Here is a 22911-nt window from a genome sequence, read left to right on the forward strand (position 1 = left end):
ACCTTTTGACACATCACTTTCAATTTCCGCGTATGTATTTCACAACTTGCAGCGGTCTAAGCCAAATAAGCAAATGCAGCCATACGAAACACGGCCGCAACAGGCATACATCCAAACTGCCCAACGCGAAAAGACCCTCTGCCACGAATGGGAGGGTCTCGGCTATGTCTGATGGATAACGCCAAACATGCGCATGAAACGGTCAACACCTAAAATATCTTTTTTTGCTCCCGGTGATCTTTGAGAATTTCAACCGCTTCGCGAAAGCGCAGAGAATGAACAATCTCCCGTTCGCGCAGGAATTTCAAGCTATCTACAATATCGGGATCGTCCGTGTTGTCGATGATCCATTGATATGTAGCGCGGGCTTTTTCCTCAGCGGCGATGTCCTCATAAAGGTCCGCAATCGGATCCCCCTTCGCCTGAATATAGGTCGCCGTCCATGGATTTCCGGCCGCGTCATGATACCAAAGCGCGCGATCATGATTGACATAATGCTCCGCTAACCCAGCTTTCTGTAACTGCTCTATGGTCGCATCCTTGGTCAGTTTGTACACCATTGTCGCGATCATTTCGAGATGAGCAAACTCTTCCGTGCCAATGTCGGTCAATAGACCAATCACTTTGTCTGGAATCGTATAGCGTTGATTCAGATAACGCAGTGCCGCGGAGAGTTCACCATCGGCCCCCCCATACTGTTCAATCAACAATTTGGCCAGTTTGGGATCACATTTGCTCACCCGTACTGGATATTGAAGTTTTTTCTCATAAAACCTCGGATCATGTATCCGTCACGATAAACCCTTGTGTGGAGCGTGATTTGAGGTGTTTGTAATCCAGTGTAAACGATGTGGCAAGATTCAGGAATGGAAAGACGGATTGGTGGTTGGACAAGACACTTTCATCGAGGTTTCAGGTTCAGTCGTAATTTGTGGGTGTGGACATGGCATCGGTGAAGATGCTGGTTCGGGAATTTTGCGGGAGTTTGATGTTCCTGATTCAGAAGACGACCATCTCCTCGATCCCTGCGACTGAGTTGCACCGAAGAGGGACAATATCCCATCGCATTGCGAAGACAGGCCGCCACATTGGGCCTGTCTTCGATTTTTCGACCCATTAACGATACATTGTCCCAAAACGACCCTCAACATCCCAGAACCCCCTTAAAACGCCGCAAAAGTGGTGGCCGCGTGAAATCGCGCGTGGGAGGGGTGTTCGATCTGTTCCCTTGTCATACCTCCGCCTGATGTGTGAAACACACCAACACACGGAGGTATCCCCCATGCGACTATCCGAGGCATCTGCCACATATCTCAACGTCCGCACACAGGAAGGCTTTTCGCGCTACACCATCAAAGCGTACCGACTGCAACATGCCCTTCTCATCCGCGATGTTGGAGACATCGACATTGAAGATGTCACACTGCCGCTCCTGCGCGAACATCTGAGCCACCATGCCCACCTGAAACCGTCCAGCTTGGGCCACAAGATTCGTTCCATCAAGTCGTTGTTTAAGTGGTTGACCGAGGAAGACCTGCTGGCGAGGAATCCGACTTTTAAGTTGAACGAACCAAAGCCGAGCAAGCGGGTGCCCAAGGCGTTGACCATCGAAGAACTGGAGTTGTTGCGCGACTCTTGCACATCGCCCCTCGAACACGCCCTCATCGAGTTCTTTTTCGCGACTGGAGGCCGACTGTCCGAGGTTCAACGCCTTAACCGCAACGATATTGATTGGCAGCGGAACTGCCTCACCGTGCTTGGCAAAGGTGACAAGGAGCGCGAGGTATATTACGGTGCCAAGGCTCGTATCTGGTTGGAACGGTATTTGCGTGAAAGGAAAGACCGCGATCCCGCACTGTTCGTCACACAGAGAAGCCCACACCGCATGTCCGTCCATGAAATCCAGTACATATTCAAACGGATCGCCAAGCGTTGTGGCCTCGCAGAGCGCGTCAGCCCCCACAAGATGCGGCACACGTTAGCAACTGTCCTCTTGAACCAAGGTGCGCCGCTTGTCGCAGTACAATCCATATTGGGACATGAAAAGCCTGAGACAACGCAACTGTACGCGCATCTGAGTGGCGCGGCGAGACAGCAATCGTATCAACGATATTTTGTGCAATAATGATTCCTGTCTATGGTAAAATCCTGTACAGAGCGACCGTACAGGATTTTTTGTTGTTCAGGTAACGGACAGATTACTGCAATAGCAACTTTATTGGTAATGTTTTATTTAAGAGTTTTGGTTTGAGATGCGGAGGGGGAAGGTTCTGTGGCTGAAGAACGAACACACGACTCGGCTGGATGTGCCATATTTGACGAATCGGGTAAAGTGCTTTTGGTACATCAGACATATGGCAAGAAGTTGTGGCACCTTCCTGGTGGGATAGCAGAATTGGGCGAGTCTCCATGGATCGTAGCGAAACGTGAGTGCATGGAGGAAGTAAGCATCGATGTGGAACTAGGTCCGCTGTCAGGTTTGTATTTCCTTTCTCACCGTAACGCTTACGTCTTTATTTTTAAGGCTACAAAATTTACGGGGGAACCGACGCCAGATGGAGCAGAAATCGACCAATGGGGCTACTTTGACGTGAACGATCTACCCTCCCCAATGGAAAACTTCACTGTGACGCGAATCCGTGATGCTCATGGGTATAACGGTATTGTGACACTTCGTGACCAAAATGTTAGGGACTATCGTGTAGGTGGTTCAGACGTTTGGTAGCGTAAGTCTTCTTGGACTAAAGCAAGCGAATCCTGAAGAAGCTCCGACCCTTCTCCCCACTCCATTATCGCATCGGCGGCCCTCATAGGCCGCCTTTGTTGTACCGAGGAAGAATATCAAATGACTGCATCACAAAGTTGGGGGCGGTCTTGTGCAGGGCGTTAAGGATGGCATGAATGGAATTCATCGGCTTATGCCTACGGGATGCTAGGTCTTTAAGTGCATTGAATACTTCCCCCGGAGAACTCTCCAACACGGCGCATAAGAAGTCATCTGGGTGTTGTATCTCGACCTCGCAAACATCTGGCAGCGGCTTGAAGTCCTTTAGGTTCGCCGTCACCAGTACGTCGGCCTGAGTTGCAATCGCGGCAGCCAGAACATGACGATCCTTTTCGTCGTTTGGCATATCACCGAGCATTTCTTGATACTCGTCTCGCAGTACCATCGCATCTGGGAAGGCAGCTTCCATTACGTTCCGCAGTCGCGGCGTGGCTTTGCCCGCTTTTATTAGGTTTCGCTCCATTTCTTCCAACACATCAGGACTCCACCGTAACTGGTACATACCTGCCTCTGCCATCGACAAAATCACGTCCCGTAAGTTGGATGGGAACAACACACAAGCGTCTAAAAACACGACCAAGGCCATCAGCGACTAATCCTCTTCCGGGAAATCGTCTAATTCGTACAGCCCCGACGACTCCGAAATGCGAATCAGGTCATTCAGTTTCTCTCTGCGCGTCGTATCCCGACTTTTCTTGTACTCCAACAAATCAGCCAAACGTATCCGACGATGGGAACCGACCATATGATACGGAATCTCACCTGCTTCGAGGATTTTGACGACGTACGGACGCGATACCTGCAAAATCTCGGCTGCTTGTTGTGTGGTGATGTCCTGCTCGTAATGCAGCACCCCAACGGTGTTCCCCTTCGCTAACTGGTGCGCCGCGTCCACTAACACGCGGTAAAGAGCGTGTGGAAGTTCGATCCTGACATTGTGTACCTGATCGACGATCACGAACTCATTCTCGTCTGGTGCAGTGTCCAGACTGCTGACGAGCTTTTTTATGCTGTCGAACTCTTTATCATTAGGCTCAATCAGATTGACTGACATATCCGGCATGGGACTCCCTCCTTCTGAACAGTATAGCCTCCCTGTATCCGTATTATAAGAAATAAACGAAATAACCGCAACGACGTAAGCTGAGTGTATGTATCAGACACAATGGATTGAAAGTCTGGTTTGCAAAATGTACGGGAAATCCCAGTGGGAGTGGATTTGGGGCGATATGCGGAAACAACTAGCCATAATCACAGTCTGCGAACCAGACACAAACCACGGTAAACATGAATAAAGGCCATCAAGAGTTTCGACCCTCAACAGCCCGACACGTGATTCCGATCCTCTACGATTGACCAATACAGCTAGTTCGACAGTTCTTGGCTATTTGCCACAGATAAATAGTTGGACATTGCCCCCTGCAAATTCCGTTTAACATCTCGTTCGGAGTAAATGATCTTTTCAACGTCTTGGAGTGTCCTCCCAAACCGGAACATCCCTTCTTGTTCCCTAGTATGGAACACCCTCGGCAACACAGCGGGGTCAGGTAAGAATTGACTTCCGACCGAATAAGGAGTATGAAATGAGAACGTCCACCCATCCGCAAGAGGGGATTTGATCTCCAAAAAGTACAACGCAAAGTACATCTGATCAATTTCACATTCGTTGCAACGGACTAGCTGCTCGAATTGTTGTTCAACGAACTCCCCAAAACCAAGACTCAAGCTACTGTCGCGCCACTCTTCACGATGAAACTCACACAAAGAAGCTCGAACCTTGGGCTTTGGAGGTTCGTAAAACGATAGTTTCCCCACCGGAGAAGTCACCAAGAGACCGATCGCCTCTTTTTTCAAACTATACCAATAAGCCGTCTTGTCTGTTTGTAGATGAGGTGTTTTGGAAACAGCACGTTTGACTTGGTATTCTTTCGCCCACCGAGATGCCCATAGCGTCCAGAAAGCCAACAAATAGGTCGCACCAAGCATCTCGTTTATGTCACTAAGTAGCTTAAACTTCTCTCCTACTTCGGTGTATACATCATCACGCTTCTGGCGACGGATTTCCCGTGTTTCAGAGGCTTTCTGCGCTCCTTTGCTACGAGATTCCTTCACGTGTTGTTTGTGAGCATTTCGCCAAAACTCGATCTGGTCTGGCGAAATGCTCTGAATGGCGGAATCATCGTAAATGTTGTACAAGAGGGTTTTACCGTATTTGTGAAACTCCTTTGTTTCAACCACAGGTAGATAACCCGCCTCAGTCCAACGTTGACGTTCCGTCGGTGTACACTTCAATTTAGACTCCACATCTTTCGGTCCCATGTCTACGCTCCCTCGCTCTCTTCAACAGGCATGGACTCGTCTGGAGTCAGTTGATCCATCGGGCATCGCGTAGACGGTTACGATGTCCATGCTACAATCAAACTTCGCAGAATTGATGCAATCCGTGGTGTACGAGGAGAGAACTACGGGTGCCCCAGTGCGTTTGGCTTCTTCAAAAATCTCGGCTCGTTTGGCCTTCTCTGTCGCTTCTTTCTCTTCTTTCTCGCGTTGTGTATCCTGTAGAGATTTGATTCCCTTTTCTCTCGCGATGGAATCGGCCAGTTGGAGCAGTTTTTCCAAAGTAACTTCCTCGTGTTCCTTAATATCAAACATTTCGGCGTTGACGTAAGATTGGCCGTGACAATATATACTCCCGGCAACTTTCATCAGCCAGCTTACAGCATCCTTTTGCGCATTGCTCAGGTGCTCCTTTGAAGGTTCAAAAACCAAGTTTTCCATATCCATGTCGCACGCAAAATACCGTTTCAAATCGACCTCAAAAGAAAGAGGCTTGTCCTGTTCAGCCTTGACTTCGCGCTCATAGAGTTCTCGTTCCGCTCTCATTTTTGCTTCGCGCTCCTCTTTAAGCCGCTTCTCCTCTTCGGTCAATGGCTTATCTTGCGCCTCCGTACAGGCAACGTGGTATGCCTTACGAGTCTGTGTTTCGTAGCTGATGGTAGTACCCGCCTTGATAAATCGCCCACACTTTGGGCACGTGCCATTGTACCGTGCGGTCATAGTCTTTATTGTAATCACGATCCTTTCTCAGTTTGTCAAAAATCAATCCGTTTGGCACGGGACTTCTCCCTTTCGTCCTAGACCCTCTTTGGGCTGAAATAATCTACAATTTTGTCAATAGAAATACCATGGCTGGCATCCTTGAGGAATCGTTCCACCGTGTCAACCACAGCAAGCCGCTCAAACAATGACAATGCCTTTACTTTGTCGAGGAACATCTGAACATCCGTATTCGGAACTCTTTGAGCAAGGTTCCCATACTCGATTTCATCCTCGATAGACATATGGAGTGATCTTGCAGTGATGGCCTGATCGCCCGGTGTATCTGTAGCGACATTCATCAGAACCGCCACCAGAGCAGCCATTTCTTCTTCCGAGAACTTCTCTGCAATACTCGCGCGTGTCCAACGGTACATATCGTACAGACGCCCTAAGTCCCGTGCGATAATTTCCGATCTTGCTGTTCCCTCTCGTTGTCTGTCCTCAAGTTCATCGACAATCCTTTCAGGTAAAGATATTGAAAACTTTTTAACTGGACTCATTGTGCTTGCTCCCTTTCCGTTTTGGTGATACCTGTATAATACTACGGTAATACCAAGGTGTCAATATGGTATGAAAGTAATTTAGGTATTTTTCTTAATGGGTTTTCTAATGCACCACAATGATGAATGTGGAACATTAGCAAAATGCCCGCAAACCTATGTGTCGCATGGGGTTGCGGGCATTTTTGATGTTCTGAACGTCATACTCCTACTTCCCAATGTTCCAAAGCTGCTATTTGTCATACGTTGTGGGACATAGTGAGGACGGTGATCAGAATGGAGTTCGTGGAACCGATCAAAGATCGGAACAAGGTTGAGGCTATCAAAAAACTGTTGCGAGGATCGAATCTGAGAAACTATGCACTTTTCGCATTGGGTTGCAACGCTGGATTACGGGTATCAGACCTTCTCCGTCTGACAATCGGTGATGTGCGCGATGAACGCGGTCGTATCCGAGACAGGGTACAAGTGCGCGAAGCAAAAACAGGCAAGTTCAAAAACTTCCCGATCAGCGACTCAGCCAGTAAAGCCCTCGGAGAGTATCTGGCAACTCGCAAGTCCGCTCAAGACGACGAACCGTTGTTTGTGTCGCGAAAAGGGGGACATCTAACGAGGCAGCAAGCACGAAGAATCGTTGCCGAGGCTGCACACGCTGTCGGCGTGAAAGAACGTGTTGGCACGCACAGCATGCGCAAGACGCTGGCATATCACGTCTATGCAGAGGGCAAAGACATTGCATTGGTGCAAACGCTTTTGAACCACAGCAGTCCATCTGTGACCCTTCGGTACATCGGAGTGACCAAGGAAGATGTGGACAAGGCCGTATTGCGAATTAACCTGTAACGCCGTTCCATCTGCGTTTTTGTCATACAGTCTCTGGATGGACGGGAGGGATCAAAGATGAACAAACAGGAACTTATCAAAGCAATCGCAATCGGTTCAGGTGTTTCACATGCGCAGGCTGCAAAAATGCTCACGGCAATGCAGGAAACGGTGACAAACGTGTTGGCACATGGCGACAAGGTGTCCATCAGGGGTTTTGGCAGCTTCGCAATCACCGACCACGCTGCACGATACTACCATCATCCGCAGACAGGCGAAACAAAGATGGCTCGTTCGTATCGAACAGTCCGCTTCGTGCCGAGCGGCGACATTAAAAGTCGTCTGAACTGAATCACAACAAAGGCCGTCAGAGCGAATCTGGCGGCCTATTTCATTGCTTGGGAGGGACACTTTGTCATGGACTCCGAACTCCAAATTCAACTCACCTTGTTTGCTCATGGAGTAGTACAATCCGTCCTCGTCCGCCGCTCAGAACTGCCCGCCGCCGCCGCGTTTTTAGCTTGCAATAGCGTGGCGCACTATCATGTGGAGCCAATCGCACTTGATGACGAAGAATGGTTTCAGCTTTCCCCGGCCACGGAACCACTATGGGATACCGCCCCGCCAATGCAGCACACAGCGTGCCAATACTAAAAACAGAGGCATCGACCATAAGTGGTTGGTGCCTTATCTTTTTGTAGTGGTTGGTTTAAGGTTTTTCATTTGCCAAAGTAATTTGCGTTACTTTTCCTTGTTTCATGAAAAAATCAATGTCGTACTTCTTGTCAGGTGATTCCACAAAGAGTTGTGAACCGCCCAGAACCGTCTTATACGTTGGATAAGCCATCTTGACCGCTTCTTCTGTGCTGCCAATATGGATTCCGCGTGGAGTGCTACCAGAGAACCCGTCTGAAACGACAATGATAAATACAGACGACCCACCTACAGTAATCCCTTGCTTGCTGTACTCCCACTGAGGCGCACCGTTCCCGTGGACGATAGTTTTTGTACTGGGGGTTCCGTAAACGGACTGGACATCAGATAACTTCTGTCCAATGTACAAGTGACCTATCTTCATATCGGATTCAGTTAGTTGACGGTCTGTTGCTTTCGTGCTGGTTGTATGTGTAGTAGATTTAGTAGTGTGTTGTGCAGAGGTTGTGCTACTTGCAGTGTTTGCGGTGCTACATCCCGTCAACCATAACGCGCTTAAAATCATCGTGCCTAAAACAAGGTTTCTTTTCACGAAACATCCTCCCGTAACCGTTCTTTACTAAATATACCATCGTCAATACTACGCACAAGAGAGTAACTAGATCAAAACCCCGCCCACGGCTCATACGCAAACCGATTGCGGGGTTTTTGTTTTGCAAAGTAACTTACAGAGCAGTGGCAACAACCTCTATCGACTGCTTGTCCGCTTTGCCAAGGGAGTAGCCAATCTCAAACGCTTTTCGCGCCACCGAGTTTTCGAGCATCGTATAAGCATCGTTGTGTCTTGCCCACATTAGCTCATTTTCACCAAGCAAAGCCATGATTTCTCCCTCAAGAAAACTGCTAGCGTTTTGATATTCTTCAGACTCATACACTTCCTCAATGATTGCTTCGCAAACTTCATCCGTCAACATCGCATCGTTGTTTTTCATTCGTCCCGATCTCCCCACTCGTCCCAGTCTTGTAACGCCACTCAGTAGGGCGTTTGAACTCTGTTTTTATGATAGACTCGCATCGGCAATATTGCAACCATTATTTTCTTTATAAGTAATAATCAAGCAGTCAAATTGACCCTATAATTACACAATACAAATCCCTACCAAGGTGTAACCTAGCAAAAGCTGTCTTGTGACACCCTTATGATTATGACCAACGTCGGCACATTCTTGGTCACATGCCAAAAACGCTAACCCTTGATTATGTAGGGAACATGTTCTTGGGATTAGTTACCATCACCGTGTTTCTGGTCACAAAAGCATAGTTTGGTGTCACGCGGATTTGGAAACTCGGAAGGTTCAAATCTATGTGGCAGTAGAGAGGATGCAGGAATATATTTACTCAAATTGGAATAAAAACGTGTTTTGTGACACCTAAAAAAATTTGTCTGCATATGTATGCGGAGATAAATTACTAATAGACAGGATGTGACGGAGAAAAAAGAAAAAATCCGCACGTGATCATACACACTATCGCAAAAAGGTGGTCACAAACTATATAATATTATAGATAATTTCCATCAATATTATATATATATCCTACTGCAACAAGGTTTTTAATAATTTCCATTTCCAAATCCGTGTGACACCCAACGCCTCATTTGTGACCAAGAATCGCGTTTCTGTGACCAAGAACAGTCGTTTTGTGACCGAAACAGGGTCAAAAACGGGGGTCTTGTGACCAAGAACGATGTCACGAAGGTGCCCAAATAGACGAACTGGAAATTCGCAGCTTGATCGCACAATGAGGATGCAACTTATATAGTGGGTGGAACGATCATCCTTAATCGCGATGCCATTTTCTAAAAGTTGAAAACAACTTTAGCCCAGAATCGTTTTTAAGCCCCCTCAAACTGTTCGGACGACCAATCTATCGACTTTGCGAAGAAAAACGCTCTCAGGCCAAAATGAGACCAAATCCGGCGATGTTGTAAACGAGGTACATGCTACACTTTTCCTATCCACCCATCATATTGAAGTCATTTTGACTCCATGTGCCCACAAACCCGCGACCTTGAACTTTCAGAGTGGGTGTCGCTCCACCAACAAAAAAGCCCGGACAGCTTTCGTCCCGACCCTCAATGCTTGTTCCATATGCGTTTTAGTTCCTCATAAAAATTCTCTCTTGTCCCGACTAACAGAATTAGCACAAACGGATCGATGCCATCTTCTTCAACCACGGTGTACGCCACTCGGTGTTCGCCATCCACGTAGCGAAAGGCAACGGCGTACACGCCGCTCAAATCACCAACCTTCGGGTCGCCCTCGAACGGTGACTCGCAGATGTCGCGCATCGTTTCTTGGTATTTCCGTAACAATGGCTTGTCCTTAAACTTTTTGAGCACCTGTTTCGCACGCGATGATAGCTTGTACGGGTAATCACTCATCGGCGTCGATCAACTCGTTCATGAAGTCGTCGCCATCCGCCTCAGACCCATCCACAGCCTCATTCCGAGCTTCCGTGACCAGTTCCTTCATCGCTGCCATCATGCCCTCGCGCCGTTTAGCGAACTCCTTCTTCAGTTCCTCTCCAGTCAATCCCGCGTCTGCTAAGTCGTTTATGATCTCCTGTGAGAAATCCATCGGGTCTTCGGGACGTACAGGTTCCAAGACCAGTCTGCCACCTTCGACGAAGGCGTGAAGCACTGTTCCCATATCTAACTGCTCGAAAAACTCTTTCGGAATCGTGACTTGTCGTTTGCCTGTTATGCGAACATACTTGTCCACGCCAGAGTGCCCCCTTTCCTGCACACTCTTAGCATATGCCGATAGCGTCATGTGTAGACGACCTCCTTGTGTCCTTGATTCAAGGATATACCGAAATCAAAAAATCGCAAACAACTTTATATAAGTCACTTGACGTAGTTTAATATCAAACCTAGTATATTGACTTAGGAGGTGTTTGGATATGAATTCCAAACAGATAAACGTAAGTGATCAAGTGAAACTGGTGCGTAAGTCGATAAGGTTGACTCAGCAGCAATTCGCCGATCTACTGGACGTTCACCCCATAACCGTGTCCCAGTGGGAAACGGGTCGGCGGACAATGGACGCAGAAATGTATCGCAAGGTTGAAAGGGTTCATAAGGCATTGAACGGGGTTACGGACAAAGAGCGGGCGTTGTCCTTGATTCGTCAACTTGAACAGTATGAGGTTGATAAAAAGGATTTAGACACATATCCAAGCCTAAACGAAGTGCAAAAAGTGGTGGAAGATGCACGCGCACTTGGCTGTAATGTGGACTACTACGACGAACTTGGATTCGAGGAGGAATACATGGAGACAACGATGCAGAATGTCCAGATAACGAGCGTCACCGACGTAATGAAACTTCTGATGGGGCAACGTGTAGCACTTATTGACGCACGCGGCGAAGATACATACGCGGAGAATGAAGCAGACGAAGGTACAATGATCGACGGGTACTTCGCAGCTTTAATCGCAGCCACACTGTCAAATAAGCCATATGGACTGTTCTGGGCTACCGAAAACGGGAAGTCTGGCATTCGCATATCAGACGAAAACCTTGATGACGCAAAGATCGTTGCACAGCAAAGTAAAGAGGTAAAGTTCCATTTGGCGCGACATCACTTGACCGATTATACTGGCAAGCGGTTTGGGATGCCGCTTTCTCTTGCTACTATTGAGGAAATTCAAGCGTAAGTACAAAGCCGACCCCGCACACTGCGAGATCGGCTTTTGATTTGTCTTTTAGACTGGAAGTAGTTCTGCAACGGTGTAGCCACCCTCACTCAAATTGACCAAGCGTCCTAACGGCTCCATCGTCTCAACATCAACGAGCATCATCGGCGCGAAACGCAGTTCCAAGAGCACTCCAAACACACTTGACAGACTGGTTAGTGCGGCCACAAAGCCCTGTACGTCCCGCGCTCCCTGTGTTGCTGTCCCATTGTCCTTATGCTTCTTCGTGCGCGGTCTGTGCGCAGTGTACAGACCACAGAGGTAAGCGAGATTCGTTCCCAATATTTTGCCGCTTTTTGCGTCTGTTATCCGCGCACCGTCGTAATATTCAACTAGCGCAACCCCGAAACGCCCTGATAACTCTGACAGGGCAATCATCCACTTATCGGCTCTACCAAGTTGTTTTGCCATTATCAATCACTCTCCCACCATTCCGGTTCCTGCACGACAACTCACGGACGCGGTGGGCGCGGGTTTCGGTCGTTGACTCTGACAGCCCTTCGCCGCCCTTGCTGCTGCCTTACACGCTGCGACCGTTGCTCACGCTGCCTTCCTTCGACTTCGGTACGGTGTTGCCTCTCATCTTGCAATCGAGTTACGTTTGCAGGAAGTGGTTTTGTTTGCACCGGGAGTGATGTTTGCTGCGAAATGACTGCCACGGACTCAGAATTTGGCTGTGGATCGTTTTGTGGTGCTGGTTGAGCATCTGTGTCGTTTTGGGTGGTCGGAGCCTCTGGTGGCTTTGTAGATGCCCCTGATTCTGAGCCGTTCTGCGGCGCGGGTTTCTCGGCTGACAAGCGGGCCTGGTCGGGTGCAGGTACAGGTTCTGACTGTGGTACATCCAGCGTAAATCCCGTTGCAAGAGTAGCTTGTCCTGCCTGCTCGACTTCGGTCACTCTTTCCGTTGGTGCTGGCGGATTGACACTAATCGGCTGACTTGGCTGCTCCTTTGAACTGCTGACGGGTACATCTTGCGCCGCCACGTTGAAACCTTCCGACAGGCTCGGCGTATTGATGTCGGCTTCGTCGCGGCGTGGCCGTGCAATCGAAGGTGGGTCATACGCGATCTTATTGCCGTCGAGGTCAAAGATAACTCCCTGCGAACCGCTACCATCCGATGTGACCATCATCTTTCTCAGCTTGTCGCCACTGTCTGCCACTGGCCCGCCGCCCGGTGGTGCTGGCGGTGGTGGATCGTCGTCTGGAACGTTGCTAAAACCACTCGCAAGTTTAGGAACCGACATGATGGTGCGACGTAAAGCCTTTACGCTGTGGCGATGCAGCTTCACCTCGATGCCCCGCGCACGTTGTTCCCGGCGACGAATCCGTTCTTCATGCGACAAAGGCGGGCCGGGATTGGATACGTCGTCGATATGCTGTTTTATTGCGTTGCCAAGAGCGGCTCTGAAGCCTTTAGCATCGCGGGCAAACTTCTGCCGTTTTGGGTAACTTGTATCATCCTTGAAACTATCCGCTAAGTGCGAAGACTTACCACTCGCCGTTTTTTGCACATGATGTCCCACCGTGAACTGCGGCTGCTCGTCGCTGCCAAGCACATGATAAGTCTCAGCCGCCGTTGTGCGACTGCTTGATGGTAGGGCGGAGTGATGGTGTTCTTCATGCGCTTCCGTATGCGCGAAGTTCTCAGCCAGTTTACCGAGCTTGCGACTACTCCCTTCACCATGCGAACGGTTCCGCCCTTCGCGCTGCTCCCGATCATGCTGTTGTTGCATGTACTCATCCATCGTCATACGTTGGTGTTGGTCAACACCGCGCACCGAATCAGAAAGCGGATTGACTGCGATGCTGAAAATCTTCTGACGGTAAATTAAAGCCGCCGCAAACAAAATTGCATCGACCAAAAATGCTTCCATCATGCCGAATTCGCTTTGCGTGACACTCTGCGTAATGAGCGATGCGACCAAGAACAGCAACGCCGCGTAAATTGCATTACCAAGCCGTTCCACTTGGTGCCCTACGGCTTCGCGTAGCCAATTGAACGTGATTCGCCACCCAATTTCGGGAATAAACGCCATCGGGATAGTTACTATTCCCATCATGATCGTGACGATGAACAACAACTCGCGCACAAACAACTGGAACCCGACGTAAATCAGGAAAATGACTGGAACGAGAATCAACAGCAATTCAATGACCAAGAACGGTATCATCTCAAAAGGGTTAGCCGCTTTAACTGCGCCAGTGGAAAGAGGGCTACCAGTAGCAAACACATTTGGATTCTGTGTGAGAATGTTTTCAAGATCGGTGCGACCTTGACTGTTTGTCGTACTCAGGAACAGTAACACCCAGTTTGCGGGTTCCGTCGTGCCTCCGATGTCCATTTTAGTCGGAATAACTTCCTCTCCCGGATTCGGATTAGCGGTAGTAGGGTCTGGTTGATACTTGAAACTACCGTTGTTGATATAAGTAGAATTCACGTCAAAATTGCTCAACGTACCAGAGAACTGCCCGAATTGTCCGTACTCCCACGGGAACAAAATATAATTCTGCCACAACGTGTCATATTCCGAGCCAACGTTTGTTCCAGCAGTAGAAGCGACTGCCGAAGCAGCAGTATTCGTTACTAGCTGACCAAAGGAATCAACAGTGTCAAAAACCTGCCCGAAATCAAAGAAGAAGAACGCTACAAGCCCTGTCGCCAGTAACATACTGACAATCCCAGTTAGCATTTTTGCGTGATGCGCCACCACGTACTTCCATGCTAAATATGCAACAAAGAACATAATCAGCACGGGCAAGAACTTCACGAACACATTTTGATAGGCACTCTTAAAAATGCCAGATGCAGCATGTACCACTGGATTTGTGATGTTTGATGGATCAGAAAACCAAGAACAGACGTAAATCACAATATGCAACACCCATGCGATAAGTTCCAAGAGCGTGTTCGCAACGAATGAGAAAACGCCTTGCGATATGTTCTGCCCAAAGTTGTACCAATGCGTTGTGTTCGGCAAAGTCCACGCATAAGCCGATGGGTCTGGATTGTTCCATCCGGGGAACGTGGTCGTCGATGCTGAGAACACCGTGTCGGCGGGGACGGTTGTTGACATACCATGCACCTCCTGTCAGATGTTCAAAAGCCCCCGTCACGAGGGCTTTACGATGTTATGGGGTTCCGAGATTCAACCATTTGCCGTTGAGCCACGATTGCACCGAGTAAGCTGTGCCGTACATGCCATTGCTTGCCACTTGCTCTTGCGCCACTTTCGCGGGGATGTTGTCAGCCCGCAAGAGCGCGACTGCCAGCGCTGTCCGGGACGCTTGGTTGCCGTTACCGCTTGTCAACGTTTCGTCGGCCCGCGCTGTCTGGGTTGGGTTTGTAGTGTGGATGTGTTGCTTGACCCACTGGACAATCGCTGATGCGATAGCCTGATTCCGATCCGTACCCTGCGTGGTTACACTGGATGCTATTGCATGGGCTTTCGCCGCAACGGAAGGGATATTGGAGTCTATCGTGTACGATGGCAGTAGGTCTAACTGCTGCTCTGACAGGGCTGAACCTGACACCGTTGCATCAATATCTGTAACCGTTTTAGAGCCATCTGACACTGCTATGTTCGTTTTTCCGCTCCACGGGACGGTGAGCGTAGTTTGAACATTTCCATCAGTGACGGGGACTGCGTACTGATACTCGCTATCCGGGCCAAGCATCGTTACCTGTGCGATGCCACTATCTCGCGTCCCGGTCTGTGCGGTTATGCTGACCCTGTGGTCAGTGGATGTAATCTGTGCTGTTGATGGTTGAGCTTGTGTAGGTGTTGCAGGTGCTTGTGTTGCGCAGCCAGTCAGTCCAACAAGCGTACTGAGCGCAACTAAACTTGTTGCGATTAGCGATTTTTTCATCTCGAAAAACCTCCCTCTGCACGATCCCTTGCTGTATGACAAAACCCGCATCCAGCCGGACTTTCGAGCGAAAAAAATCAGCGTCCGGCAAGTTCGCCGAACGCAGTGTGAAGTATTGTTATTGGTTGGAGTAAGTGTGTCCCGAGATAGTCACACTCTTTATCTGGTTGAAGTACCACGCAGGATAGCTGAACAGGCAAACCATGTTAGGCACGTTGTAGGTCACGGTGCCCGCCTTGGTGTAAATCTCAACTTGTACGGAAATGTGCGCTCCGTTTGCAAAGGCGGTTTGCGGCGAAGAACTGAGTGACCAGTCGGCCAGTTCCGGCCCAATTGCACCAATGACATGTTTAGGGATTTGCGTCCAAGCCGAGACGAATTCTTCTGCGTCACTCGGTGGGGTAAGCCCTTGGAACTGTGTTCCTTGGTCGTAGATGGTGTCCGAGTTGATAACGAGGTTCTCACTCCACTGCCGTTCCCCGTCGGGATTGCTCATCGTGTACAAAACACGGCCCGACTCTGGAATTGCATCAGGCGACCCGACCCACTGCACGCGGAATCCGTAACCTGAATCCGGGCGTGCCCAAACCCATGGAGACTGAGCGGATGAACCGTAGCTGTGATAAACCTCCCCGTCTATGTTGTAAGTCCCCGAGACTTGGCTGGCGTCGGGGCCGCCGTTTTCAAAGCCCGTCCAGCCGTGGCTCTGGTCAAGCGGTGCCCAGAAGCCTCCGAGATTGGCTCCGAGTGACCACTGTTGTACGGAAGTCGGAAGCCACATATACAGCGGAGTTCCGGGGTCATAACTCAATGCTGTAACCTGCCCTGAGCCGACTGTCGCAGGGTAGTCCTTGCTTTCGGGAGTTCGAACGTCTTTGCAATAGCCTTGTTGGATGATGTGGCGCGGCTTACCGCCGTACACAGGTGGCACCCAAGTCGGAGTGTTCAGAACCCATGTGAGCGTTTGGTTTCCCGTTCCGTCATTCACCCACTGAGTGTCACTGATATAAGGACTAGGACAGACCCCAGAAGGTGTCGGGCCACCTCCGGTGCCTGAATTAGTCCACGAAGCGGTCACAGCGTTACTTGGTACACTGGTTCCTGTGGTTTCATCGTAGAGGTATGCGGTGTACTGTTCATCGCTCAAAGGCACATAGCTGTCTGCCGTAATCGAGAACGTTGTCGGAGTACCAACTACCGATGATGCTTGAGTTTTCCCGCTTCCAATCGTGCTGCCACTGTTGTCTTCGATCATGATCTGCCATTGGTCGCCTTTGGGCGGCTGTTGATTGACACTTGCAGTCAAAGTAACTGGTGTGCCAGTAGGTTCGGAGGCCGTGTTGCCGCCGTTGACTGTTAAAGTAATGCCGGAGCCTGACGAACCTGATCCAACAGTGAAAGTCGCTGTGGCGGGACTTGCCGTGACGCGGTTAAAATAATCGCTGGCCCACAACTTCACTTCGTACTTGCCCGGTGCCAAGTCACTCGGCAACTGGATGTAGTCCTGCTCGTTTTGCGGGATGTTACTGTCCGTCCAAGTTGTCTCGCCCGTACCGTCCGTCCAATAGTGCCAACGAGGTGCGACACTTCCGGGGTCAGGATTGCCCCCGTTGACCTCGACCATCTGAGGACTGGTGGTGTCACCGGGAGTCTGGTACACCGTATGGCTGCTGGTTACAGTGTTTTGCAGGTGGATTGCACTTTCTGGCACTGCCGGGGTGCCGTTTGGCCCGTCTACTTCGACGTATTCCCAGTGGTAATGCGAGTGGTAAGTTTGCAATGCTACCTCGTCATTAAAGTAGATTTTTTCGCCTGTTTTACCTGTAATCGTTTGCGGTGGGACAACGACTTTTGCCTGTGGTGCGTCCGTCCAATAAATGGTCGGCCCTTCGGTATTGCCAATTCCGGCGACCTTTCCGCTGAACGCGCCTCCCGCGTCTGTAATGAGAGTGGGGAGGTTGTAGGTGGTGATGGTGTTTCCGTTACTGCCGCTAATGCTGCCTAACTTAGTTTTAGCCCATATTGAAAACTGATGTTGGACTTCGCTCCTCAGAAATGAATCGAATTGCGACTCTGCTGTTCCGCCATTGCTTTGATACCCGTCTACCGCACTGACCCAAGGAGTGATGAGGGAGGGAGTAATCTGTAAATAGCCGTTGTTAGACTGTTGAGACATTCCGTCGCTATTTGCGGTGATGTCCATGTGTAGGAGCCATGCGTCCGGGTTAGTTAGACTTTGCCCCGGCCCATCCAAGGTCACTTTTTTGTCCACGTAGTAGTTGGCTGAAGAATAGCCACCTTGATCGTCAGTTGGCAGGTCAGTAGAACCTTTTTGAGGATACAGTGGTGCGGGATTCCCCGAAACTCCGCCTGATGGTGTTGTTGGAGGCTGTCCCGGCTGAGCAAAAGAACCCATTCCACCGTCAGACTGTAACGGAGTATCAGCAAAAGCATGTAGCGATGTCAAAACACAAATACCCGCAGCGCATACGGATAGGCATGGTAGGTACACTGATTTCTTTTTCACCAGAGCAGCTACTATACTAGGTTTTCGATGTAGTCCGGCTTTCATCACATTCACCCCTTCGCAGATCCGCCTTCTGTACGACAAAACCGCATTCTCTGAACTTCGAGAATGCGGTCTGAACCTGTTTTGAATTGTAAGAAGCGAATCCTCCTTTAGTGGAGAAAAACATGCGACATTATTGGAACGCTGGAATCAACTGACCGTTTTCATAAGCCAATCCGCCAACAACAAATCCTTGCGGTTGTCCGTTATACACGTAACTGACTGCGACACCTCCACCATTTTTGTCACGAATTAGAACGCTTGTATCCGATACCGCACTGACGCCGCCATTCTTGGGGTCTAGGCTGTTGTAACCGTTGACACCTGTTGTGGAACGCCACGTCTTACCGCCGTCGAGACTGTATTGCTCTCCTGCGGAGATTCCGGTCAGACCAATATAGTTACCAGTGGTCTTATCATAACCTGCGTCTGTGTAAGCAGGAACAGTTGTGGTGAACACACCGTTCGAGTGCTGAATTTTAACGGCATCCACCGTTTTTATAGCATTGGCCCAATCCTGCGAGTAAACACTGGCAGGGATACTGGTCTGCCAGTAGTTCGGGGCCGATCCGGGACGGTAGACCAACTGGTATTGACCATTTCCAAGTGCAACGTCGCCCTTTTCGATCCGCGCAAGGTTCTCCATCATCGTTGAAACGTCGCTTTGACTGAGGTTCCCCGTTGTAGGAACACCCGCTGACAGCCCAAGAATTTCGCCAAATGACGTGACCGAACCGCCGGGAAGGTACTGATCGTGTCCAGTGGGAATCCCCGAATACACCTGAAACGCCCTGTCGATGTCCGATGCACTGACTGTTGAGCCGAATGTCGTGCTGCTCTCAGGCTGGAACATAGACGAACCAACCTCGAAATTCGCTCCGCCGCCACCCGGAACCTGAAAGTCGAATGGTGTGAGGAGGACGCTGAGAGTAGGCCAGTCAGATCCGGGAATATCAGTATAGGGGTCGTTTCCGGCATCAGGGTTGGGCTTAATCCCAAGTGTCTGCGCGAATGCCAGTGCTGCCGCCAGTTTCACGTCCCCACTCGGCGTGGTCGGCGCACTCGGAGCCGTCGCAGTGTAGTCCATCGTCCAGTCCGTGCCGTCCCATCCAACCGTGATTCCGATGGCTTTGAGTGTCTTTTCGAGATAGTAGATCGGCACGTAGGTCGTCTCCGTCGTAGTACCCTCATCCACTGCCGCCAGTCTAGGGGCATAGGTCACTACCTGCCCATTGACTTCGATCTTCATAATCTGCGAATCAATCGCCATCGGAGTAGGCGGTGTCGGGTAGTTGACTTGCATCGTGCTAGGCACGGTTAGGCTGAGAACGCCTTCCGCGCCGTTCCACGACGGAGTGATACCAAGCTTTGTCAACGCCTGATCCACGTACCAAATCGGGAGATAGCTTGTTGGTTCGTTATTTTGCCCCGCGAACGGGTCGGATGCGACCAAATGGCCGGGGTTTGCAGTATCGTTGTTATTGATCTCGATTTTGGTCGGGTAATACTTGGTTGCAGCGTTCGCGGTAACTGGTAGCGATGCCAACACGCCTGCAACTGCTAAAACCCCTGAAACTGCCGAGAGAACGCGATTTCGTTTCATTTCTTCCACTCTCCTTGATTACCATTTTTAGAAACTATTTACGACGACTTTACCAGTCTGAATCTTCGCACCCTCCGTCGCTACGGCGTAATGAGTGCTGCCGTAGGTATAACTGAGGGTCAAGCTGAATCCTTTCGTCGCGTCACCCTCAACAGTGATGTAATATTTCTGCGGCCCTGTCGCTGTGTAGCCGTCGATGGACATGCGGTGCCACGTCTTGCCTTTGTCGCTGCTGTATTTGCCTCCGCTGGCCCAAACTTGCACTTGCGGGAGATCGTTTGCACTGCCACCCGTCAATTTAGGCAAGAGGACGGTCATTTTGTTGCCGCTGACCAAAATCTGAACACCATCCATGTACTTGATCGCCGCTGCCTCATTCTTTTGCTGGACATTCAGAGGCACGTTGTATGTGCCGTTGTTCCCGAAAGTGCCTCGGGAAGGGCGATAGAGCAACTTGTACTCGTTTTTGTCCGTCTCCGAATACCCGTCCTGTAGGGACTTTAGGTTTTGAACCATCTGAGCGAACTGCGATACCGTTAAGTCGCCTGTCAGAGGTGTTTTGGAGTTGATTTCAAGCGCGTTTGCCAGTCCCAATGCACTTCCGCCCGGTGCGAATTGCAGGTTGTACGGCGTAACGCCTAGCCAGTTCCCGTAAAAAGCATCGACCTCGCTAGCAGTGACCCCATCGGAACTACCGAACTTATCCATTGAATCAGTAGTCATCATGGGTTGCACTTGGCCCTCCGTTACACTGTGCGGAGAGGTGATGGTGGCGATGACGCTTGCATCTTTCTGCGGAACGTCTGCAAAGTGGGACGTTCCGCTCACCTTAACATCCAACACCTGCTCTAACTGCAAAGCCGCATCGAGCTTGGTTTCGTATTTTTGCGCACTGGAGGGCTTTTCAGCGGCAAACGCTGTTGCACATGGGATACTGCAAAGAAAAGCGATTGCAGCTACGATGCCTGAAAGTACGGCTGGTACAGTTCTTGGTGGCATTTTTTTCGGCCTCCTTATCTATCGGTGTGCTGTACGACAAAACTCAATTTTCACCATGTTATGGGTGGTGGATGGCCATGTTATGATGTAAGTCTTATGTCAATCCAAAAACGCCACTTTTCGTTTATCACCTTACTGACACAACTTTTGAGGCGGTCTTTTTCCAAAAGACATGGTTCTCCAAAACAGTCACTCTACCGCATCCGGCGGTTTCAGCCTCTCCGAAGACCTTGGTTCTTCGACTCAATGTGTCTCTGCTCATCGTATCGGTGCCATAGTGCCTTCAAGCACATCCACTGCCTGATCCAGAGAACAAAATCCAACCTTAACCACTGGATCAGGTATTACCCTTGACCGCATCCACTGTGCTCTCTCACTGGTCGCGGCCACAAACAGCACTCCGGGAATAGTCCCGTTCTTCCTGAACAGGCTTGTAGCATAACGGCGCATCTCGTCGAAGACCCTTTTTCCGGTGTAGTGACAGTCAACCGCGATATAGCAAGCCTTGCCGCTTTTAGTGCGGATAAACGCAGACGGAGTTGGTGTCGTTTTTTTCACTTCAACCGCTGATACACCTTGCCTTTGACGATAGAACGCGATCTCGTCGGAAGCCTCGTACTGTCCATGAATCTCCCATCCTTGCAGTCCCCAAGCCCGGACGAAGCGCATTAGAAGTTCCTCTACTGTAAGAGCGTAGGCGACGGCAGCCTGTCCATATCTCACCTTAGTGCGAATAAAAAGGAGCTTTTTGCTGTAAGCCGCTCCGTCCGCTGTTAGAAAATAGATGGCCTTGTGGCCGGACGTGAACACCACTCCAATAAGCCCCGCGCGGCGCATCTGACCTAGAACCTCATCCAGTCGCGACCGTTTCGCGCAGGTAGAAAGTAGTGACAACAAGGAATCACGGGTCATTGCACCTCCAACCTCAAGCATGATGGCCGAAATGCGGTCTTGTACGGATAGCGGAGTCTCTGCCTTGCACATATCAAGTAGCATTGTTCTCGCCTCCTTGCTTGCCTCTTCGTCTCGTCGTTTTTGGTGCTACATTGTTACCGCCATCATCGCCGCGCTGTTTCTCGCCTTTTGCGCCCGTCTGAGTAGTGGCAGATTTTTTTGGTGCGAATTCAGCACTATTTATTGTTTTTGGTGACACATTCGCACCATCAACAGTGGAACCATTGAGTAAACCTTCCTCCGCCAACACCTTCATAACTGCGTACACAGCGTCCTTTGGAACAGGAGGAAGATGTAAATCTTTCTTGTCACCAAAAACATACCCTTCTAAAACTGTTGCAACCAATTCTGAGATCGTCATTCCTCGCGCGTCAGCATCGCCTTTTAATAGCTCCGCAATCTCTTCGCTCACGTAGGTACTTATCTTCGTTTTCCGCAGTCCTGTTGGGTCTTTCGGCGGCCTTCCTCGCCCGCGTTTCTTCTCGTCCATGTCTATCCCTCATTTGTCATTTGCAGCTACCGAAAACGGCCCGTGCGGGTGTTCTGCAAACTGCGGAATCCAGATCTCGTCCGCGTGAAGCCTGACGTACCTTTCGCTTGCAGGCTTAGGTTGTCCGCGTGTAAGTCGATAGCTTGCACAGGTTGCCGCCCGGTCGTTGCTGATGTCCAGCAGATCAAGATGGCACCAATGGTCAAAGAAAGCTCCCGAAGGGCTGCCTGATGTGCGATTGAACATACAGTTGTTGCATGACTTGTTAAGCACGGCAGCCGATGTTCTGCTGCCCCGGAGAATCCTACTATCGCCGCGTTCCCACAGTTTTAGGTCTCCGTAGTGAACCAATGATGCTAGTAGCGTCCGCTCGTTTGTGGCGTCATAAATCAAAGGTTCCTCGGCCTTACCACCATGGTTGTCCAGATAAACGTGGTCAGAAACCACGATGCTGACATCCTCGCCCCTCATTGCGTGCGGTTCCGCCGCGTGTGCTGCGCAGGCAAAGCGTTTCTCTAGCCGCGTCTGCGAGTCTAGTTGAGCGTAGGGCGACAGCGTTAAAAATGCGAGTACAGCGTCCTCTCCGCGACATTGGTACAACCGATCTCCCGGCACCTGCGCACAGATTGGAAAAACCAACGCCTCACGCTCTACTGGTCTGTAGTAACAACGCTCGACCATTTCATCAAACTTTCCACCCGTCCTAACGATTGCTCGATCCAGATCGATAATTGCCATGTCCGTTCACATCCTCTGAATAACAAGGAAATATATTTCTTATAATTATATATTACAGCCCAGATGTTGCCA

Annotated in this window: 26 protein-coding genes; 7 read left to right on the top strand and 19 right to left on the bottom strand. The window is 50.0% G+C overall.

The genetic code is table 11. The features are described 5' to 3' along the window. Window positions 1–209 precede the first annotated feature (209 nt). Entirely contained in the window at window positions 210–788 is a 579-nt protein-coding gene (locus ACFSB2_RS22350; RefSeq protein WP_377945464.1) for a manganese catalase family protein, read from the bottom strand. A gap of 37 nt (window positions 789–825) precedes the next feature. Between ACFSB2_RS22350 and ACFSB2_RS22355 the strand changes: the two genes are divergently transcribed. The 3 genes from ACFSB2_RS22355 to ACFSB2_RS22365 all read left to right on the top strand — a co-directional run bounded on the left by ACFSB2_RS22355 (window position 826) and on the right by ACFSB2_RS22365 (window position 2725). Further along, window positions 826–1035 (top strand): hypothetical protein, encoded by a 210-nt coding sequence (locus tag ACFSB2_RS22355; protein WP_377945300.1) that lies wholly within the window; start codon window positions 826–828, stop codon window positions 1033–1035. A 247-nt stretch (window positions 1036–1282) separates the two neighbouring features. Beyond that, on the top strand, window positions 1283–2125 hold the full coding sequence (locus ACFSB2_RS22360; protein ID WP_377945301.1) for a tyrosine-type recombinase/integrase: 843 nt from the start codon (window positions 1283–1285) through the stop codon (window positions 2123–2125). A 147-nt stretch (window positions 2126–2272) separates the two neighbouring features. Beyond that, the gene (locus ACFSB2_RS22365; protein WP_377945302.1) at window positions 2273–2725 is read left to right on the top strand and encodes an NUDIX hydrolase; all 453 of its coding nucleotides are present in this window, start codon (window positions 2273–2275) and stop codon (window positions 2723–2725) included. A gap of 82 nt (window positions 2726–2807) precedes the next feature. Here the strand turns inward: ACFSB2_RS22365 and ACFSB2_RS22370 are convergent, their stop codons facing one another. The 5 genes from ACFSB2_RS22370 to ACFSB2_RS22390 all read right to left on the bottom strand — a co-directional run bounded on the left by ACFSB2_RS22370 (window position 2808) and on the right by ACFSB2_RS22390 (window position 6384). Beyond that, window positions 2808–3371: a PIN domain-containing protein gene (locus ACFSB2_RS22370; protein ID WP_377945303.1), complete on the bottom strand. Its 564-nt coding sequence runs from the start codon at window positions 3369–3371 to the stop codon at window positions 2808–2810. A 6-nt stretch (window positions 3372–3377) separates the two neighbouring features. Next, entirely contained in the window at window positions 3378–3848 is a 471-nt protein-coding gene (locus ACFSB2_RS22375) for a helix-turn-helix domain-containing protein (protein ID WP_377945304.1), read from the bottom strand. A 302-nt stretch (window positions 3849–4150) separates the two neighbouring features. Next, a complete protein-coding gene (locus ACFSB2_RS22380) occupies window positions 4151–5023 on the bottom strand; it encodes a hypothetical protein (protein ID WP_377945305.1) in 873 nt (290 codons plus the stop codon). A gap of 102 nt (window positions 5024–5125) precedes the next feature. Further along, complete coding sequence (locus ACFSB2_RS22385) at window positions 5126–5713, bottom strand: hypothetical protein (RefSeq protein ID WP_377945306.1); 588 nt, start codon at window positions 5711–5713, stop codon at window positions 5126–5128. A 206-nt stretch (window positions 5714–5919) separates the two neighbouring features. Further along, a complete protein-coding gene (locus tag ACFSB2_RS22390) occupies window positions 5920–6384 on the bottom strand; it encodes a hypothetical protein (RefSeq protein WP_377945307.1) in 465 nt (154 codons plus the stop codon). A 276-nt stretch (window positions 6385–6660) separates the two neighbouring features. Here ACFSB2_RS22390 and ACFSB2_RS22395 point away from each other — a divergent pair, with 276 nt between their 5' ends. From ACFSB2_RS22395 to ACFSB2_RS22405, 3 genes are all read left to right on the top strand, one after another. Then, window positions 6661–7227, top strand: coding sequence for a site-specific integrase (locus ACFSB2_RS22395; protein ID WP_377945308.1), 567 nt, complete (start codon window positions 6661–6663; stop codon window positions 7225–7227). A gap of 57 nt (window positions 7228–7284) precedes the next feature. Next, window positions 7285–7557, top strand: coding sequence for an HU family DNA-binding protein (locus ACFSB2_RS22400; RefSeq protein WP_377945309.1), 273 nt, complete (start codon window positions 7285–7287; stop codon window positions 7555–7557). 66 nt (window positions 7558–7623) lie between these two features. Beyond that, window positions 7624–7860: a hypothetical protein gene (locus tag ACFSB2_RS22405; protein WP_377945310.1), complete on the top strand. Its 237-nt coding sequence runs from the start codon at window positions 7624–7626 to the stop codon at window positions 7858–7860. Window positions 7861–7915: 55 nt separating this feature from the next. On the opposite strand, the gene ACFSB2_RS22410 is transcribed toward ACFSB2_RS22405, so the two are convergent. The 4 genes from ACFSB2_RS22410 to ACFSB2_RS22425 all read right to left on the bottom strand — a co-directional run bounded on the left by ACFSB2_RS22410 (window position 7916) and on the right by ACFSB2_RS22425 (window position 10694). Further along, window positions 7916–8452 carry a hypothetical protein gene (locus ACFSB2_RS22410; RefSeq protein ID WP_377945311.1) on the bottom strand — a complete coding sequence of 179 codons (537 nt, stop codon included), beginning with the start codon at window positions 8450–8452 and terminating at the stop codon, window positions 7916–7918. Window positions 8453–8585: 133 nt separating this feature from the next. Continuing rightward, window positions 8586–8852, bottom strand: a complete 267-nt coding sequence (locus tag ACFSB2_RS22415; protein WP_377945312.1) for a hypothetical protein — start codon at window positions 8850–8852, stop codon at window positions 8586–8588. Between the two features lie 1142 nt (window positions 8853–9994). After that, window positions 9995–10303 (bottom strand): type II toxin-antitoxin system RelE/ParE family toxin, encoded by a 309-nt coding sequence (locus ACFSB2_RS22420; protein ID WP_377945313.1) that lies wholly within the window; start codon window positions 10301–10303, stop codon window positions 9995–9997. Continuing rightward, complete coding sequence (locus ACFSB2_RS22425; RefSeq protein ID WP_377945314.1) at window positions 10296–10694, bottom strand: AbrB/MazE/SpoVT family DNA-binding domain-containing protein; 399 nt, start codon at window positions 10692–10694, stop codon at window positions 10296–10298. Before ACFSB2_RS22425 ends, ACFSB2_RS22420 begins: the two co-directional genes overlap by 8 nt. 130 nt (window positions 10695–10824) lie before the next feature. Here ACFSB2_RS22425 and ACFSB2_RS22430 point away from each other — a divergent pair, with 130 nt between their 5' ends. Continuing rightward, complete coding sequence (locus tag ACFSB2_RS22430; RefSeq protein WP_377945315.1) at window positions 10825–11580, top strand: helix-turn-helix domain-containing protein; 756 nt, start codon at window positions 10825–10827, stop codon at window positions 11578–11580. Window positions 11581–11628: 48 nt separating this feature from the next. On the opposite strand, the gene ACFSB2_RS22435 is transcribed toward ACFSB2_RS22430, so the two are convergent. The 9 genes from ACFSB2_RS22435 to ACFSB2_RS22475 form a co-directional block, all read right to left on the bottom strand. Beyond that, window positions 11629–12030, bottom strand: a complete 402-nt coding sequence (locus tag ACFSB2_RS22435; protein ID WP_377945316.1) for a hypothetical protein — start codon at window positions 12028–12030, stop codon at window positions 11629–11631. 41 nt (window positions 12031–12071) lie between these two features. Beyond that, the gene (locus tag ACFSB2_RS22440) at window positions 12072–14693 is read right to left on the bottom strand and encodes a hypothetical protein (RefSeq protein WP_377945317.1); all 2622 of its coding nucleotides are present in this window, start codon (window positions 14691–14693) and stop codon (window positions 12072–12074) included. A gap of 55 nt (window positions 14694–14748) precedes the next feature. Then, the gene (locus tag ACFSB2_RS22445) at window positions 14749–15486 is read right to left on the bottom strand and encodes a transglutaminase domain-containing protein (protein WP_377945318.1); all 738 of its coding nucleotides are present in this window, start codon (window positions 15484–15486) and stop codon (window positions 14749–14751) included. Window positions 15487–15604: 118 nt separating this feature from the next. Continuing rightward, entirely contained in the window at window positions 15605–17953 is a 2349-nt protein-coding gene (locus ACFSB2_RS22450) for a hypothetical protein (RefSeq protein ID WP_377945319.1), read from the bottom strand. Window positions 17954–18188: 235 nt separating this feature from the next. Then, entirely contained in the window at window positions 18189–19658 is a 1470-nt protein-coding gene (locus ACFSB2_RS22455; protein ID WP_377945320.1) for a hypothetical protein, read from the bottom strand. A gap of 27 nt (window positions 19659–19685) precedes the next feature. Then, a complete protein-coding gene (locus tag ACFSB2_RS22460) occupies window positions 19686–20657 on the bottom strand; it encodes a hypothetical protein (RefSeq protein ID WP_377945321.1) in 972 nt (323 codons plus the stop codon). A 258-nt stretch (window positions 20658–20915) separates the two neighbouring features. Further along, complete coding sequence (locus ACFSB2_RS22465) at window positions 20916–21653, bottom strand: hypothetical protein (protein WP_377945322.1); 738 nt, start codon at window positions 21651–21653, stop codon at window positions 20916–20918. Further along, window positions 21643–22101, bottom strand: a complete 459-nt coding sequence (locus tag ACFSB2_RS22470) for a hypothetical protein (RefSeq protein WP_377945323.1) — start codon at window positions 22099–22101, stop codon at window positions 21643–21645. The genes ACFSB2_RS22465 and ACFSB2_RS22470 overlap by 11 nt, the downstream gene beginning before the upstream one ends. Before the next feature lie 9 nt (window positions 22102–22110). Beyond that, the gene (locus ACFSB2_RS22475) at window positions 22111–22839 is read right to left on the bottom strand and encodes a hypothetical protein (protein WP_377945324.1); all 729 of its coding nucleotides are present in this window, start codon (window positions 22837–22839) and stop codon (window positions 22111–22113) included. Window positions 22840–22911: the final 72 nt, after the last annotated feature.

The sequence above is a fragment of the Alicyclobacillus fodiniaquatilis genome (genome assembly GCF_042678105.1).
In the GTDB taxonomy this organism is placed as follows: Bacteria; Bacillota; Bacilli; order Alicyclobacillales; family Alicyclobacillaceae; genus Alicyclobacillus; species Alicyclobacillus fodiniaquatilis.